This window comes from Streptomyces sp. NBC_01237, from assembly GCF_035917275.1.
Taxonomy (GTDB): domain Bacteria; phylum Actinomycetota; class Actinomycetes; order Streptomycetales; family Streptomycetaceae; genus Streptomyces.
The window spans coordinates 6,738,402-6,754,321 of record NZ_CP108508.1 but is presented as its reverse complement, the minus strand read 5'-3'; the positions used below and the strand labels follow the sequence as shown (position 1 = coordinate 6,754,321).

Sequence of the window (15,920 nt, the reverse complement as noted above, 5' to 3'; positions counted from 1 at the left end):
TCCAGTCGTACGGTCCGGTCATGCCCCTCACCGCGTACGACCTCACCGGCCGGTCCGCGTTCGTCACCGGCGCCGCAAGCGGCATCGGCCGGGCCAGTGCGGTCCTGCTCGCCGAGGCGGGGGCCACGATTCACTGCGCGGACCGCGATGAGAAGGGCCTGTCGGAGACCTGCGATCTGATCACCGCGTTCGGGGGCACGGCCCGCGCCCACCCTCTCGACGTGACGGACCGTAGCCAGGTCAACGGCGCCGTGGCCGAAGCGGAAGCCATCGACATCCTGGTCGCCGCCGCCGGAATCATGCACACGAGCAGCGTCCTGGAGACGGCCGACGAGGATCTGGACCGCGTCCTGTCGGTCAACTTCAAGGGCGTCCTGTACGCCTGCCAGGAGGTGGCCCGCGGCATGATCGCGCGCTCCGTCCCCGGTTCGCTGATCACCATGGCCTCGGGCGCGGTGGACGCCGCGAGTCCGGGCCTGCTCTGCTACAGCGCCGCGAAGGCGGCCGTCGTCCAGCTGACGAGGACGCTCGCCACGGAGCTCGGTCCGCACTCCATTCGTGTGAACGCCGTCGCTCCCGGCTGGATCCGCACGCCGATGACCGACCGCCACGACGCTGACCAGCAGCATCGGGCAGAGGCCGCGATGGTGCGGATCTCCCCGCTCGGCCGGGTCGGCGAGCCCCAGGACGTCGCGCACACCGTGCTGCATCTCGCATCGGACGCGTCGTCCTTCATGACCGGTCAGATCCTCCGCCCGAACGGTGGCGTCGCCATGCCCTGGTAGACCACACGGCCGACGCCACCGGCCGGACTACCACCACCGGCACCGACCGACGGGCCCGCGCCACCACCTGCGGGCCCGCCACCGCTACCGGCCCGGCTGTCACCCGCACCGCCACCCGCACAACCGGCCGGGACTACCACCACCGGCACCGCTCCGAGCGTCGGCGGGCAGCATCACGGCCGACATCGTCCACCCCGCCCGCATCCCCCGTACTGGCACGCCCCGAGCCGCCACCGGCCTCACCGGCCCCCTCATGCGGCGGCCCGGCCCCCTCATGCGGCGACGCATCAGCCGCCCCGGAAAGGGCTCTGCCGGGCCGTACGACCGCCCCCACATGGACGGGCAGCAGGCTCAGCCCCCATCCGCCCGCCGCCACCGCCCCCTCCACCAGCCCGGCGTGCTCCGGCTCCAGCACCAGCCGGAGCACCGCCCACCACCACAGCCCGCCGAGGACGAACGCCGGCACCCATCGACGCACCATGGCTGCCTCCTCCGGCCGACGCTAGACCGGCTCGCTCACCCGGCGGGAGGGCGTACCGGTGCAGTACCGGTGCAGTACCGGCGCGCACGGCACGGCCAGGCACGAACCCGCACTCCCCGCGACGGGCGCACCGTTCGAAAGGGGGCCCCGATGGCCGGGGCGCCTTTCCGGCAGTTTCCCCCGGCACCGGACCCGCTGCATCCAGAGCGAGCGACGGAACGACCGGATGAAGGGAACCGGATCAAGGCGGCGAACCAGAACACGGGCAGCCACACCACCCCGCACCACCCGTGCCCGTACCTCGTACCCCGTACCCCACCGTGGTCCGGCTCCCTCACACACAAGAGCCCCGGCCGACCCCTCCAGGGGATCGACCGGGGCTCCCGGTCACACCGAACCGCGCAGATCAGGCGGCGACGACATCCACCGCTTCCGCGGGCGCCTTGATGGTCACCCGTCCCGTCGGCACACCTGCCACCGACGACACAGAGACGGAATTGAGCCTTGGTCGTACCGGTACAGGTACCGGATCGACGGCCGCTGCCGACTCGGCCAGCTCAGCCAGGGACAGCTCATCGCTCACTTCACGCATGAGCTCGGACATCCGTACGTCAAGCGCGTCGCAAATCGCGGAGAGCAGTTCGGAGGATGCCTCCTTCTGCCCCCGCTCCACCTCGGAGAGATAACCGAGCGAGACCCGGGCGGACGAGGAGACTTCGCGCAGAGTACGGCCTTGGCGCTGGCGCTGCCGACGCAGCACGTCACCAAGCAGGCGACGGAGCAGAATCATCGGTGGCTCCCTCCTCGGACCGCGTAGCCGCATCCTTCACGCCCTACCGTACCGCCTTGTGCTGCGGCCGTGCGGGGAGCGATGTCGTGTTCACTCAGGGCTGCAAACATCAATTCCCCCCGTTCTGTTCCGTATCCTGTGCCCCCACATTTTCACCGAGTTCGCTTGAAAGCAGCTCAAGCACACTTCGCACAGTCTCTCTACGGATGTCCGCGCGCCCGCCGTTCAATCGCAGCGCGGTGACTTTCTCGGTGCCGGACGGCCCCGAAAGTGCCACGTAGACCGTTCCGACGGGCTTGCCGTCCTGCGCCTCAGGGCCCGCGACGCCGGTGGTCGACACACCCCAGTCCGTTCCCAGGACCCGCCGCACCCCGGCCGCCATCCCCCGGGCCACATCGGGATCGACCGCGCCGCGCTCCGCCAGAAGGGTCCCGTCGACGCCGAGCACGTCCCTCTTCAAGGGCGTGGCGTACGCCGTCACGGCTCCTCGGAAGGACTGCGAGGCTCCGGGTACGGAGGTGAGCTCCGCAGCGACGAGACCGCCGGTCAGCGATTCGGCGACGGCAAGCGTCTCACCGCGCTCCACCAGCCGACGCAGTACGCGGGCCGCGACTGTCACCGTTCGGCCTCCGCGCCACCACGCGCATCGGCGGTGGTGCGCGCGTCCCTCGCCGCACCCGGGACATCGACCGCACCCGCACCGGGGACGTCCGCCGCAGTCGCCCCACCCGAGGCGTCCGCCACGTCCGCCGCACCCGACCCGGCCCCGGCAGCACGCTCGGCAGCGATGCCCTTGCGGCGCAGGACGACGGCCTGGCGTACGTAGTCGAGCCCGGTCGCGACCGTCAGCACGACGGCGGCCATCATCACCCAGAAGCGCAAGGTGGCCAGGGGACCGGTCAGCGCCAGCACGTACATGCCGGCCGCGACGCCCTGCGTGAGCGTCTTTATCTTCCCGCCACGACTGGCCGGGATCACCGCGTGCCTGATCACCCAGAACCGCATCAGCGTGATCCCCAGCTCACGGGCGAGAATCACACCGGTGATCCACCAGGGAAGATCACCGAGCGAGGAGAGGCAGATCAGCGCCGCTCCCATGATCGCCTTGTCGGCGATCGGGTCGGCGATCTTCCCGAAGTCCGTGACCAGGTTGTACGTACGCGCCAGATGCCCGTCGAACACATCGGTGATCATGGCCACGGCGAACGCCGCCCAGGCGAAAGCACGCCAGACCGGGTCGTCACCACCGTCGTGCAGGAGCAGCATGACGAAGCCGGGGACGAGCAGCAGGCGCAGCATCGTGAGGATATTGGCGATGTTCCAGAGGCTGGCCTGATTGACGGCCGCAGTGCCCAGCTTGCCGCCGCGGACCGGCTTCGCGCCGGTGCCGCCTGCCGCGGATGCCGGGACTCCGGTCATCTGGCCACCTCCGCAAGCTCATGGTGTTCGGCCACCAGGTCCACGCCCTCGGTGCCCACCACCTTTGCCTCGACCATACGGCCAGGCACGAGCCCCTCGCGTGTGGTGAAGACGACCTGTCCATCCGTTTCGGGGGCCTGGTGCGCCGCGCGGCCCACCGCGACCGGTCCGTCATCCTCGGACTCGATGGACTCCACGAGAACCTGGAGGGTCTCGCCGAGCCGCTCCTCGGCCCGCTGCGAAGTCAGCTCCTCGGCCAGCTGCGAGATGTGCGCCAGCCGCTCCGCGATGACATCGGCGTCCAGCTTGTTCTCGTAGCCGACCGCTTCGGTGCCCTCCTCGTCGGAGTAGCCGAAGACGCCGATGGCGTCCAGCCGTGCTCCGGTGAGGAAGCGTTCCAGCTCGGCGAGGTCGGCCTCGGTCTCGCCGGGGAAGCCCACGATGAAGTTGGAGCGGGCACCGGCCTGCGGTGCCTTGTTGCGGATGGTGTCCAGGAGCTCCAGGAAACGGTCCGTGTCGCCGAACCTGCGCATCGCCCTGAGCACACCCGGGGCGGAGTGCTGGAAGGACAGGTCGAAGTACGGAGCGACCTTCGGCGTCGAGGTGAGGACGTCGATCAGCCCGGGGCGCATCTCGGCCGGCTGGAGGTAGCTGACCCGGATCCGCTCGATCCCCTCGACGTCCGCGAGCTCCGGCAGCAGGGTCTCCAGGAGGCGGATGTCGCCGAGGTCCTTGCCGTACGAGGTGTTGTTCTCGGAGACCAGCATGACCTCCTTGACCCCCTGCTCGGCCAGCCAGCGGGTCTCCCCCAGGACGTCCGAGGGGCGCCGCGAGATGAAGGAGCCGCGGAAGGACGGGATGGCGCAGAAGGAGCAGCGGCGGTCGCAGCCGGAGGCGAGCTTCACCGAGGCGACCGGGCTGGTGCCCAGCCGCCGCCGCAGGGGCGCCCGCGGACCGGAGACCGGCGCCACGCCGTCCGGAAGGTCCTCGGGGGCGGGAGCGGCCTCCTGCGCGTGGCCCGGCAGCGCGACCGCGGCGTCCTGCCGCTCGGCGGGGCTGATCGGCAGGAGCTTGCGCCGGTCGCGCGGGGTGTGCGAGGCGTGGATGCCACCGTTGAGGATGGTCTGGAGCCGGTCGGAGATATCGGCGTAGTCGTCGAATCCGAGGACTCCGTCCGCCTCCGGCAGGGCCTCGGCGAGATCCTTGCCGTAGCGCTCGGCCATGCAGCCGACGGCGACCACGGCCTGGGTCTTGCCGTGGTCCTTCAGATCATTGGCTTCGAGCAGGGCGTCGACGGAGTCCTTCTTGGCGGCTTCGACGAACCCGCAGGTGTTGACGACGGCGACATCGGCGTCGGAGGCGTCCTCGACGAGCTCCCAGCCGTCCGCTGCCAAGCGGCCTGCAAGCTCCTCCGAGTCCACCTCGTTACGGGCGCAGCCGAGAGTGACAAGGGCGACGGTACGGCGTTCGGGCATGGACTCAAGACTACTTCGTCGTGGCACGCCCCCTGCCGTGCAGGGTTACCTGCTACAGGGAGTAACAGAGAATGGGCGCCCGGCAGGTGTGCCGGGCGCCCATCCGAGCGGATCGAGAACCGAGAAACGGATCGAGAGAGCGGAGAACCGAGAACCCCACGACACCGCGGCACCCGCGGGGCCCGAAGGCCCCGGGAGCACCCGGGCGCCGGGCCGCGGTCAGCCGACCTCGGGGTCGCCCTTCGTGTACGAGAGCCGCTCGACCTGACCCGGCTCGAACTGGTCCTCGACCTTCTTGCCGTTCACGAAGAGCTCGATCGCCCCGGCGTCGCCGAGGACGAGGTCGATGCGCTCCTTGTCCTGGAAGGTCTTGGACTCGTCCTGGAGCAGAAGGCCGTCGAAGAGCAGGCGGCCGTTGTGGTCCTTGGCGGAGATCCAGCTCTTGCCCTGGGTCGCGCTGAGCTTGACCGTCACCTTGTCCCTGGGGGCCGCGGCGATGGCACTCTCGGAGGGCACGGGCTTGGGGTCGGCCGGCTTGCTGGCGGCCGGTTTGGCGGTGGCCTTGTCGGGGGTCGAGCCCTCGGCCACCTGAGCGGTGTTCGCGGGCTCGTCGTCGCCGTTGAAGAGCGTGAAGCCGACGAAGCCGACCACGGCGACGATGGCCGCGACCATGGCCGCGGTCCAGTTGGGCCGTCGGGGTTCGGAACGGATGCGTTCCGCCTCGAACAGCGGTGCCGCCGGGGTGGGCGCAGGACGGCCGCCATGTTCGGCGTCGTACTGCTCGACCAGGGGTTCCGGGTCGATACCGACGGCACGGGCGAGCGTACGGATGTGGCCGCGCGCATAGACGTCGCCGCCACAGCGCGAGAAGTCGTCCTCCTCGATCGCGTGCACGATGGGGATGCGCACCCGGGTGGAGCTGCTGACTTCCTCGACCGTCAGACCTGCGGCGATACGAGCCTGCTGAAGCACGCGACCGATCGAAGGCCGGTCGTCTTCGGGGGAGTTGCCGATGGACACGGGGGCGCCTTTCGAGCGTGAGCCACCTGCTGGATGTTCAGTCTAGGGGGGGTACGAAAGGGTGGGGCAACCGGGAGCGACGACTTTGTACGCCATCGGGTTCGCCGGACAGCCCCGCCGACAGCTCCGGGAGCGGAGCGGGAGACGGAGCACGGAACTGATCGTTCGACTGAGCAACGGGCGGAGCGGAGGATGGGGCGACGGACGGAGCGGAGGATCGGGCCGAACCAGCGGAAACCGCTGTAGGAGAAGCATCCGCTGTACCTCCCTCAACTTGACGTACGACCGGCCGAAACGGTTGCCCACAGAACCTCTACGGAGCAGTTTCCCCCCGGATCACGGCCAACACCCCGTCGAGTTCGTCCGGTTTCACCATCACATCGCGCGCCTTGGACCCCTCGCTGGGTCCGACGATGTTGCGGGACTCCATCAGGTCCATCAGCCGGCCGGCCTTGGCGAAGCCGACCCGGAGCTTTCGCTGGAGCATCGAGGTCGACCCGAATTGCGTGGAGACGACCAGCTCGGCGGCCTGGCAGAGCAGATCCAGGTCGTCGCCGATGTCCTCGTCGATCTCCTTCTTCTGCTTCGTTCCGACCACGACGTCCTCGCGGAAGACCGGGGCCATCTGGTCCTTGCAGTGCTGGACGACGGCCGCGACCTCGTCCTCGGTGACGAAGGCGCCCTGCATACGGGTGGGCTTGTTCGCCCCCATCGGCAGGAACAGTCCGTCACCCTTCCCGATGAGCTTTTCGGCCCCCGGCTGATCGAGGATGACGCGGCTGTCGGCGAGGGAGGAGGTCGCGAAGGCCAGCCGCGAGGGCACATTGGCCTTGATCAGACCGGTCACCACGTCGACCGAGGGCCGCTGGGTGGCGAGCACCAGATGGATACCGGCGGCGCGGGCCAGCTGGGTGATGCGGACGATCGAGTCCTCGACGTCACGCGGGGCGACCATCATGAGGTCGGCGAGCTCGTCGACGATGACCAGCAGATACGGGTACGGCGACAGCTCCCGCTCGCTGCCCTCGGGCGCCTTGGCCTTGCCGTTGCGCACGGCGTGGTTGAAGTCGTCGATGTGCCGGTACCCGTACGCCGCGAGGTCGTCGTAGCGCAGGTCCATCTCCCGCACGACCCACTGCAGGGCCTCGGCGGCCTTCTTCGGATTGGTGATGATCGGCGTGATCAGGTGCGGGATGCCCTCGTACGCCGTGAGCTCGACCCGCTTGGGGTCGACCAGGACCATCCGGACGTCGTCCGGGGTCGCCCGCACCATGACCGAGGTGATGAGGCAGTTGATGCAGGAGGACTTGCCGGATCCGGTCGCACCGGCCACCAGGACGTGCGGCATCTTCGCGAGGTTGGCCATCTCGTAGCCGCCCTCGACGTTCTTGCCGAGCGCCACGAGCATCGGGTGGTCGTCCTCCGCCGCGTCCGCGAGACGCAGTACGTCACCGAGGTTGACCATCTCGCGGTCGGAGTTCGGGATCTCGATGCCGACCGCGGACTTGCCGGGGATCGGGGAGATGATCCGGACGTCCGGGCTGGCGACGGCGTACGCGATGTTCTTGGTGAGCGCGGTGATCCGCTCGACCTTCACGGCCGGGCCGAGCTCGACCTCGTACCGCGTGACCGTCGGGCCGCGGGTGAAGCCGGTGACGGCCGCGTCGACCTTGAACTCCGTGAACACGTTCGTCAGCGAGGCGACGACCACGTCATTGGCGGCGCTGCGGGTCTTCCCCGGCCCACCGCGCTCCAGCAGGTCGAGCGAGGGCAGCGCATACGTGATGTCGCCGGAGAGCTGGAGCTGCTCGGCGCGGGCGGGCAACGGCTGGGAGTGCTCCGGAGCGGGCTTCGTCAGATCGGGTACGCCGCCGGAGGGCGACCCCGTCCTCTCGGTGCCCCGGCCCTTCGCCCCGGCACCGCTCTTCGCCGCCTCCCGGGCGCCGGGTACGGGTGTCCCCGTCCGCTCCCGGTCCGCGGAGACGCCCTGGGTGAGGTCGGCGACGATCGGCGAGGGCAGCATTCCGTTGAGCACCGCTCCGTCGAGCGCCGCCGCGGCGGCCGCCGCGACGTCCACGGCATCCATGGGCCGGTTCATCGCGGGCTGTACGGACGGCCTGCGCGGCCGCCCGCGCCGGGAGAGCGCTTCCGACTCGGCGTGGTCCGGGTCGTACTCCCCGTCCGCCTCCGAACGGCGCGCGGAGCCGCGGCGCGAGCGGTCGGGGAGCGCCTCGCGCCACTGCTCGTCGTAACGGTCGTCGTCGCTGCCGTCCGCGCCGGGCTCGTACACCGGGTCGACGATGCCCAGCTTGACGCCGAGCATCCGCAGCCGCTGAGGAATGGCGTTGACGGGGGTGGCCGTGACCACGAGGAGCCCGAAGACGGTGAGCAGCAGCAGCAGCGGGACGGCGAGGACCTCGCCCATCGTGAAGATGAGCGGTTTGGAGGCGGCCCAGCCGATCAGACCGCCCGCGTCCTGCATCGCCTCGGTGCCGTCCTCGCGCCCCGGCGCTCCACAGGCGACATGGACCTGCCCGAGGATGCCGATGACAAGGGCGGAGAGCCCGATGACGATCCGGCCGTTGGCCTCCGGCTTCTCCGGATAGAGGATCAGCCGTACGGCGATGACGCCCAGCAGTATCGGGACCAGCAGATCCAGTCGGCCGAACGCGCCGGTCACCAGCATCTCGACGAGATCGCCCACCGGTCCGCGCAGATTCGACCAGGTGCCCGCGGCCACGATCAGCGCCAGGCCGAGGAGGAGGAGCGCGAGGCCGTCCTTGCGGTGCGCGGGGTCGAGGCCCTTCGCACCACGCCCTATCGAGCGGAACAGCGCGCCGACGCCGTGCGCGGTACCGAGCCACACCGTGCGCAGGAGCCACACCACGCCCCCGGTGGGGGACGGGGCTGGCTTGGGCGCGGGCTTCTTGGCCGCCGCCTTCTTGGCGGGAGCCTTCTTCGTGGGCGCGGACTTCTTCGCCGGGGGCTTGTTCGGCACGGACTTCTTGGCGGGCGCGGCTTTCTTCGCCGGCCCCGGGGTACGGCCGACGCGCTTCCCGGTGCCCGCCGTGCCCTGGGAACCCTTGCCGGACGTACGTGAGGCCATGGGTCCGAGGTTACCGTTGTCGACGCCGGTGAACACGCGTGCCTACTGGTTCACCCGACCGTGTCGGCCCGCGGAGGCAGGAAACTGACGCGCACTCACTCCGTACGCGCCGCCGGGCAGCCCAAAAGCGCCTGGTGTCCCGGACGGGAAGCGGCGAATGCCCCTGGCAGATCACCCGCGAGGGAGCACCCGCAAGGGCCGCCGCCCGCCCGGTTCTCCGAGCGCCGACGTCCGTCCCTGCGCCGGGCCGTGTGCGCCCAGTTCCGCGCGGGCTAGCTCTGGGCGGGCAGGGCTCCGGCGTTGCCGCCCGTGCCCGGCTCCAGTGCGTCGAGCGCGCGACGCAGCCCGGTGAGCTTGCGTTCGAGATGGGCCGCGGTCGCCACGGCACCGGCGTCCGCGGACTCGTCGTCGAGCTGCTTGGAGAGGGCTTCCGCCTGTTCCTCCACCGCCGCGAGCCGCGCGGAGAGTTCGGCCAGCAGACCGGCCGGCTCCCTCTCGTGCTCGGCGCCCGGGTGGCCGCCGCCTTCGAGCTGGAGCCGCAGCAACGCGGCCTGCTCACGCAGCTGACAGTTCTTCATGTACAGCTCGACGAAGACCGAGACCTTCGCGCGCAGGACCCACGGGTCGAACGGCTTGGAGATGTAGTCCACCGCACCGGCGGCATAGCCCCGGAAGGTGTGGTGGGGACCGTGGTTGATCGCCGTGAGGAAGATGATCGGGATGTCCCGGGTCCGCTCCCGGCGCTTGATGTGCGCGGCGGTTTCGAAACCGTCCATGCCTGGCATCTGGACGTCCAGCAGAATGACCGCGAAGTCGTCCGTCAGCAGCGCTTTGAGCGCTTCCTCCCCTGACGATGCCCGTACCAGTGTCTGATCGAGCGCAGAGAGGATGGCCTCCAGCGCCAGCAGATTCTCCGGCCGGTCATCGACCAGGAGGATCTTGGCCTTCTGCACCATGGCCCGTCCTCCTCGCCCCGGAATCGCACCGGGTGCCGCCCCAGGGGACGACTCCCTTACGCCGTCCGTCCTTGTGCCGGTCATGGTAGCCGCACCCCGCCCGTCACCACACCCTGTCACCGCGATGTCACTGTGCACGAAGCGCAAACGCGGTGGGAGACCAGAAGGTTCCCCGGAAATCCCGCTCTCACACCCGCTCGGCCACAGTCGGTCAGCAATTCACTGTGATTCACCCAATCCCCGATCACTCTCCGTGCATCCATTGCTCCATCACCGCAAGAAGATGATCAGGATCGACGGGCTTGGTGACATAGTCGGAAGCCCCGCAGTCGATGGCCTTCTCCCGGTCACCCTTCATCGCCTTCGCGGTGAGCGCGACGATCGGCAGCCCGGCGAACTGCGGCATCCGGCGGATCGCCGTCGTCGTCGCGTAGCCGTCCATCTCCGGCATCATGATGTCCATCAGCACGACCGTCACATCATCGTGCTGTTCCAGGACTTCGATGCCCTCGCGGCCGTTCTCCGCGTACAGAACCGAGAGTCCGTGCTGCTCCAGCACGCTGGTGAGCGCGAAGACATTGCGGATGTCGTCATCGACGATCAGCACCTTCTCACCCCGGAACCGGAACGTCCGCCGGGCCTCCGGCTCCTCCTGCCCTCCCTGCACCCACTCCTCCTGCGCACCGCCCCCGCCGACGCCGCCCGCACTTGCGCGAGCAGGCGTACCGGCAGGCAGCGCGGGCCGTCGTGCCGCGTCCCCCAGCGCCTTGCGGCGCCGCCGGAACATCCCCGCCGAGTTGGCCGGATCGCCCAGCGGTGCCTGACCGGCCCCCTGGCCGGCCTCCCCGTGCAGGGTGTGCTCGGCCGCGATGCCGTGGGCCTCGATGGGGCCGGAGCCCAACTGCGGGTAACCCTGCGGCGGCAGCTCGCTGGCGTGCAGCGGCAGATACAGCGTGAACGTCGAGCCCCGTCCGGGCTCGCTCGCCGCATGGATCTCGCCGCCGAGCAGCCGGGCGATCTCGCGGCTGATGGAGAGGCCCAGGCCGGTACCGCCGTACTTGCGGCTGGTCGTCCCGTCCGCCTGCTTGAACGCCTCGAAGATCACCAGCATCTTGCTGGACGCGATGCCGATACCGGTGTCCGTGACCGAGAAGGCGATCAGATCGGCATCCGCGTCACGCAGCGATCCCGCCTCCAGCAGATGCTCCCTGATCGCGTTCGGCACATCGGGACCGGCCGGCCGGATCACCAGCTCCACAGCGCCGCTGTCGGTGAACTTCACCGCGTTGGAGAGCAGGTTGCGCAGCACCTGGAGCAGTCGCTGCTCGTCCGTGTGCAGCGTGGCGGGCAGTTCCGGGGACACCCGCACGGAGAAGTCGAGCCCCTTCTCCGCCGTGAGCGGCCGGAACGTCGCCTCCACGTAGTCGACCAGCTGGACCAGCGCGATCCTGGTCGGGCTGACGTCCATCTTGCCCGCCTCGACCTTCGACAGGTCGAGGATGTCGTTGATCAGCTGGAGCAGGTCGGAACCCGCCCCGTGGATCGTCTCGGCGAACTCCACCTGCTTCGGCGAGAGGTTGCCCTCGGCGTTGTCCGCGAGCAACTTGGCGAGGATCAGCAGCGAGTTGAGCGGCGTACGCAGCTCGTGCGACATGTTCGCCAGGAACTCGGACTTGTAGCGCATCGACACGGCGAGCTGCTCGGCACGCTCCTCCAGGACCTGCCGGGCCTCCTCGATCTCGGTGTTCTTCACCTCGATGTCCCGGTTCTGCTGGGCCAGCAGTTCGGCCTTTTCCTCCAGTTCGGCGTTGGACGCCTGGAGTGCCTTCTGCCGGTTCTCCAACTCCTGCGAGCGGTCGCGCAGTTGCTCGGTCAGCTCCTGGGACTGTTCGAGGAGCTTCTCGGTCTTCGTGTTGACGCTGATCGTGTTGACGCTCGTCGCGATCATCTCGGCGAGCTGGTTGAGGAAGTCCCGCTGAATGTGCGTGAACGGCTGGAACGAGGCCAGTTCGATCACGCCGAGAACCTTGCCCTCGAAGAGCACCGGCAGCACGATCACATGCGCGGGCGGCGCCTCACCGAGCCCGGAGGAGATCTTCAGATAACCCGGCGGCACATTGTCCACCTGGATGGTCCGCTTCTCCTCGGCCGCCGTACCGATCAGCGTCTCGCCGGGGCGGAAGGAGGTCGGCATCGAGCCCGCCGAGTATCCGTAACTGCCGCGCATGCGCAGCACGTACGAACCGTCCTCCCCACTGTCCGAGCCGACCTCTCCCGTGTCGCCCGGCACCATGGCCAGGAAGAACGCGCCGTGCTGCGCGGAGACGACCGGGGTCAGCTCGCTCATGATCAGCGAAGCGACATCGTCCAGATCGCGGCGGCCCTGCATCAGACCGGAGATCCGGGCGAGGTTGCCCTTGAGCCAGTCCTGCTCCTTGTTGGCGAGGGTGGTGTCGCGCAGGTTGGCGATCATCGTGTTGACGTTGTCCTGCAGCACCTGGATCTCGCCGGCCGCGTCCACATCGATCTTGAGGTTCAGATCGCCGCGGGTCACCGCGGTGGCGACGGCCGCGATGGCGCGCACCTGACGGGTCAGGTTCCCGGCCATCTCGTTCACCGACTCGGTGAGGTCGCGCCAGGTGCCGTCCACGTCACGGACGCGGGCCTGACCGCCCAACTGCCCCTCCGTGCCCACCTCACGGGCCACCCGGGTCACCTGCTCGGCGAACGACGACAGCTGATCGACCATCGTGTTGATGGTGTTCTTCAGCTCCAGGATCTCACCGCGGGCATCGATGTCGATCTTCTTGGTGAGATCGCCCTTGGCGATCGCCGTGGTGACCGTGGCGATCTGGCGCACCTGACCGGTCAGGTTGGAGGCCATCGAGTTCACGGACTCGGTGAGGTCCTTCCACGTACCGGCGACTCCCGGCACCCTGGCCTGACCGCCCAGCTCGCCCTCCGTACCCACCTCACGGGCGACTCGCGTCACCTCGTCGGCGAACGAGGACAGCGTCGTCACCATCGTGTTGACGGTGTCGGCGAGTTCGGCGACCTCGCCGCGCGCCTCGACGGTGACCTTCTTCGTCAGATCGCCGTTGGCGACCGCCGACGAGACCCGGGAGATGTTGCGCACCTGGCTGGTGAGGTTGCTGGCCATCAGGTTGACGTTGTCGCTGAGGTCCTTCCAGATGCCGGTCGCGCCGCGCACCCGGGCCTGACCGCCGAGGATGCCCTCGGTACCCACCTCGCGGGCGACCCGCGTCACCTCGTCGGCGAAGTTCAGCAGCTGGTCGACCATCGTGTTGACCGTCGTCACCAGTTCGAGCATCTCGCCCTTGGCGTCAACGGTGATCTTCTTGGAGAGATCACCCTTGGCGACCGCGGTGGTGACCTCGGCGATATTGCGGACCTGCAGGGTGAGGTTGTTCGCCATGCCGTTGACGGACTGGGTGAGGTCCTTCCACGTACCGGACACCCCCTGCACCTCGGCCTGACCGCCGAGGATGCCTTCCGTACCCACCTCACGGGCGACCCTGGTCACCTGCTCGGCGAAGTTGGAGAGCTGGTCGACCATGGTGTTGAGGGTGTTCTTCAGCTCCAGGATCTCGCCCCGGGCATCCACGTCGATCTTCTGCGACAGGTCACCCCGCGCCACCGCCGTGGCGACCTGCGCGATATTGCGGACCTGGGCGGTGAGGTTGCCCGCCATGCCGTTCACCGAGTCGGTGAGATCACGCCACACCCCGGCCACGCCGGGCACCTGCGCCTGGCCTCCGAGCCGCCCGTCCGTGCCCACCTCACGGGCCACCCTGGTCACCTGCTCGGCGAAGGCGGACAGCTGGTCGACCATCGTGTTGATGGTGTTCTTCAGCTCCAGGATCTCGCCCCGGGCATCCACGTCGATCTTCTGCGACAGGTCACCCCGCGCCACCGCCGTGGTCACCTGGGCGATCTGGCGGACCTGCGACGTCAGGTTTCCCGCCATGAAGTTGACGGAGTCGGTGAGTTCCTTCCAGGTCCCCAGGACGCCGTCGACCCGCGCCTGGCCACCGAGACGGCCCTCCGTGCCCACGTCCCGCGCCATCCGCGTCACCTGGTCGGCGAAGGACGACAGCTGCGCCACCATCGTGTTGACGGTGTTCTTCAGCTCCAGCATCTCGCCCGCGACATCGACGGTGACCTTCTGCGACAGGTCGCCGTTGGCGACCGCCGTCGTCACCTGGGCGATGTCGCGCACCTGACCGGTCAGGTTGCGGAACGCCGTGTTGACGGAGTCGGTCAGGTCCTTCCACGTCCCCGCCGCACCCGGCACCTCGGCCTGACCGCCCAGCCGGCCCTCGACACCGACCTCACGGGCGACCCGGGTCACCTCCGAACCGAACGACTGAAGCTGGTCCACCATCGTGTTGACGGTGTTCTTCAGCTCCAGCATCTCGCCGGCCACATCGACGGTGACCTTCTGCGTCATGTCCCCACTGGCCACCGCGGTGGTCACCTGGGCGATGTCGCGCACCTGGGTCGTCAGGTTCCGGAAGACCGTGTTCACCGAGTCGGTGAGGTCCTTCCACGTCCCCGCGGCCCCCGGCACCTGGGCCTGACCGCCCAGCAGACCTTCACCACCGACCTCGCTGGCCACACGCGTCACTTCGTCCGCGAAGGTCCGTAGCGTCTCGGTCATCTGATTGATCGTCTCGGCGAGCTGGGCGACTTCGCCGCGCGCGCTCACCGTGACCTTCTGCGACAGGTCACCATTGGCGACCGCCGTCGTCACCTCCGCGATGCCACGCACCTGGGAGGTGAGGTTGCCCGCCATCGTGTTGACGGAGTCGGTCAGGTCCTTCCACACCCCGGCCACACCGGGCACCGTCGCCTGGCCGCCCAGTTCACCCTCGGTACCCACCTCACGCGCGACACGGGTCACCTCGGAGGAGAACGAGGACAGCTGGTCGACCATCGTGTTGACGGTGTTCTTCAGCTGGAGCATCTCACCGGCCACATGGACGGTGACCTTCCGTGACAGATCCCCCTTGGCGACCGCCGTCGTCACCAGGGCGATGTCCCGCACCTGCGCCGTCAGCCGGTACGCCATGGTGTTGACGGAGTCCGTGAGGTCCTTCCACGACCCGGACATGCCACGCACCTGGGCCTGACCGCCCAGCTTGCCCTCGGTCCCCACCTCGACCGCGACCCGCGTCACCTGCTCGGTGAACGCCGACAGCTGGTCGACCAGGTTGTTGACCGTGCGGGCGACCTTCAGGAACTCGCCGCGCAGCGGCCGTACCGTCTCGTCCGCCGTGTGCGAGCGCAGCTCCATCCGCTGCTCGAGATCACCGTCGGCGACCGCCGAGAGCACCCGGCCGACCTCGGACACCGGTCGCGCGAGATCATCGACCAGCTCGTTGGAGGCGTCGATCGCGGCCGCCCAGGAACCTTCGCAGGCCCCCGTCTCCAGCCGTTCCGTGAGTTTTCCCTCACGTCCCACCACACGCCGTACGCGTGCGAGCTCGCCGGTGAGATGGAGATTCCGGTCGGCGACCTCGTTGAAGACCGCCGCGATCTCCGTCATCACACCGTCGCCCGAGACGGTCAGCCGCCTGCGGAAGTTGCCGTCCCGCATCGCCACGAGGGCCGCGAGCAGTCTGTTCAGAGCCGCCGCATCCACATCGATGGTCCCATTGCGCTGTTTTTTCACGGACTGTCCGCCTTTTGTGCGCGTTCCTGAACCCCGCGCCGCCACGCCAGACTCCACCGTGTCCCTCCCGCAGGGTTTGACCGTATCGCTCGGGCCTATCCGGAAAGCTTGCCCAGTTCTACTTTGGCTCACCGCCACAGCACACCGTTGACGGGTGACCATGCGGACGTCAAATCGTTGAAACGTACCAGGC

General features: G+C 68.9%; 10 protein-coding genes. 1 reads left to right on the top strand and 9 read right to left on the bottom strand.

Features of this window, described 5'->3' with window-relative positions; translation table 11 throughout:
* Window positions 1-20 precede the first annotated feature (20 nt).
* On the top strand, window positions 21-785 hold the full coding sequence (locus OG251_RS30120; protein WP_326680041.1) for an SDR family NAD(P)-dependent oxidoreductase: 765 nt from the start codon (window positions 21-23) through the stop codon (window positions 783-785).
* A gap of 133 nt (window positions 786-918) precedes the next feature.
* On the opposite strand, the gene OG251_RS30115 is transcribed toward OG251_RS30120, so the two are convergent.
* The 9 genes from OG251_RS30115 to OG251_RS30075 form a co-directional block, all read right to left on the bottom strand.
* Complete coding sequence (locus tag OG251_RS30115) at window positions 919-1,266, bottom strand: hypothetical protein (protein ID WP_326680040.1); 348 nt, start codon at window positions 1,264-1,266, stop codon at window positions 919-921.
* A gap of 406 nt (window positions 1,267-1,672) precedes the next feature.
* Entirely contained in the window at window positions 1,673-2,056 is a 384-nt protein-coding gene (locus OG251_RS30110) for a helix-turn-helix domain-containing protein (RefSeq protein WP_326680039.1), read from the bottom strand.
* Window positions 2,057-2,165: 109 nt separating this feature from the next.
* Window positions 2,166-2,675 carry a CinA family protein gene (locus OG251_RS30105; RefSeq protein WP_326680038.1) on the bottom strand — a complete coding sequence of 170 codons (510 nt, stop codon included), beginning with the start codon at window positions 2,673-2,675 and terminating at the stop codon, window positions 2,166-2,168.
* A complete protein-coding gene (pgsA, locus tag OG251_RS30100; RefSeq protein WP_326680037.1) occupies window positions 2,672-3,475 on the bottom strand; it encodes a CDP-diacylglycerol--glycerol-3-phosphate 3-phosphatidyltransferase in 804 nt (267 codons plus the stop codon). The genes OG251_RS30105 and pgsA overlap by 4 nt, the downstream gene beginning before the upstream one ends.
* The gene (gene rimO, locus OG251_RS30095) at window positions 3,472-4,950 is read right to left on the bottom strand and encodes a 30S ribosomal protein S12 methylthiotransferase RimO (RefSeq protein ID WP_326680036.1); all 1,479 of its coding nucleotides are present in this window, start codon (window positions 4,948-4,950) and stop codon (window positions 3,472-3,474) included. Before rimO ends, pgsA begins: the two co-directional genes overlap by 4 nt.
* A 219-nt stretch (window positions 4,951-5,169) precedes the next feature.
* The gene (locus OG251_RS30090) at window positions 5,170-5,970 is read right to left on the bottom strand and encodes a helix-turn-helix domain-containing protein (protein ID WP_326680035.1); all 801 of its coding nucleotides are present in this window, start codon (window positions 5,968-5,970) and stop codon (window positions 5,170-5,172) included.
* 313 nt (window positions 5,971-6,283) lie between these two features.
* Window positions 6,284-9,076: a DNA translocase FtsK gene (locus OG251_RS30085; protein WP_326680034.1), complete on the bottom strand. Its 2,793-nt coding sequence runs from the start codon at window positions 9,074-9,076 to the stop codon at window positions 6,284-6,286.
* A gap of 272 nt (window positions 9,077-9,348) precedes the next feature.
* Window positions 9,349-10,032, bottom strand: a complete 684-nt coding sequence (locus tag OG251_RS30080; RefSeq protein WP_326680033.1) for a response regulator — start codon at window positions 10,030-10,032, stop codon at window positions 9,349-9,351.
* Between the two features lie 244 nt (window positions 10,033-10,276).
* The gene (locus OG251_RS30075; RefSeq protein ID WP_326680032.1) at window positions 10,277-15,727 is read right to left on the bottom strand and encodes a HAMP domain-containing protein; all 5,451 of its coding nucleotides are present in this window, start codon (window positions 15,725-15,727) and stop codon (window positions 10,277-10,279) included.
* Between the last annotated feature and the right edge of the window lie 193 nt (window positions 15,728-15,920).

What these genes read in the sequence shown, in the direction of transcription:
- OG251_RS30120 (WP_326680041.1), top strand. Translation starts at nt 21, where the DNA reads ATGCCCCTCACCGCGTACGACCTCACCGGCCGGTCCGCGTTCGTCACC.
- OG251_RS30115 (WP_326680040.1), bottom strand. Translation starts at nt 1,266, where the DNA reads ATGGTGCGTCGATGGGTGCCGGCGTTCGTCCTCGGCGGGCTGTGGTGG.
- OG251_RS30110 (WP_326680039.1), bottom strand. Translation starts at nt 2,056, where the DNA reads ATGATTCTGCTCCGTCGCCTGCTTGGTGACGTGCTGCGTCGGCAGCGC.
- pgsA (WP_326680037.1), bottom strand. Translation starts at nt 3,475, where the DNA reads ATGACCGGAGTCCCGGCATCCGCGGCAGGCGGCACCGGCGCGAAGCCG.
- rimO (WP_326680036.1), bottom strand. Translation starts at nt 4,950, where the DNA reads ATGCCCGAACGCCGTACCGTCGCCCTTGTCACTCTCGGCTGCGCCCGT.
- OG251_RS30085 (WP_326680034.1), bottom strand. Translation starts at nt 9,076, where the DNA reads ATGGCCTCACGTACGTCCGGCAAGGGTTCCCAGGGCACGGCGGGCACC.
- OG251_RS30080 (WP_326680033.1), bottom strand. Translation starts at nt 10,032, where the DNA reads ATGGTGCAGAAGGCCAAGATCCTCCTGGTCGATGACCGGCCGGAGAAT.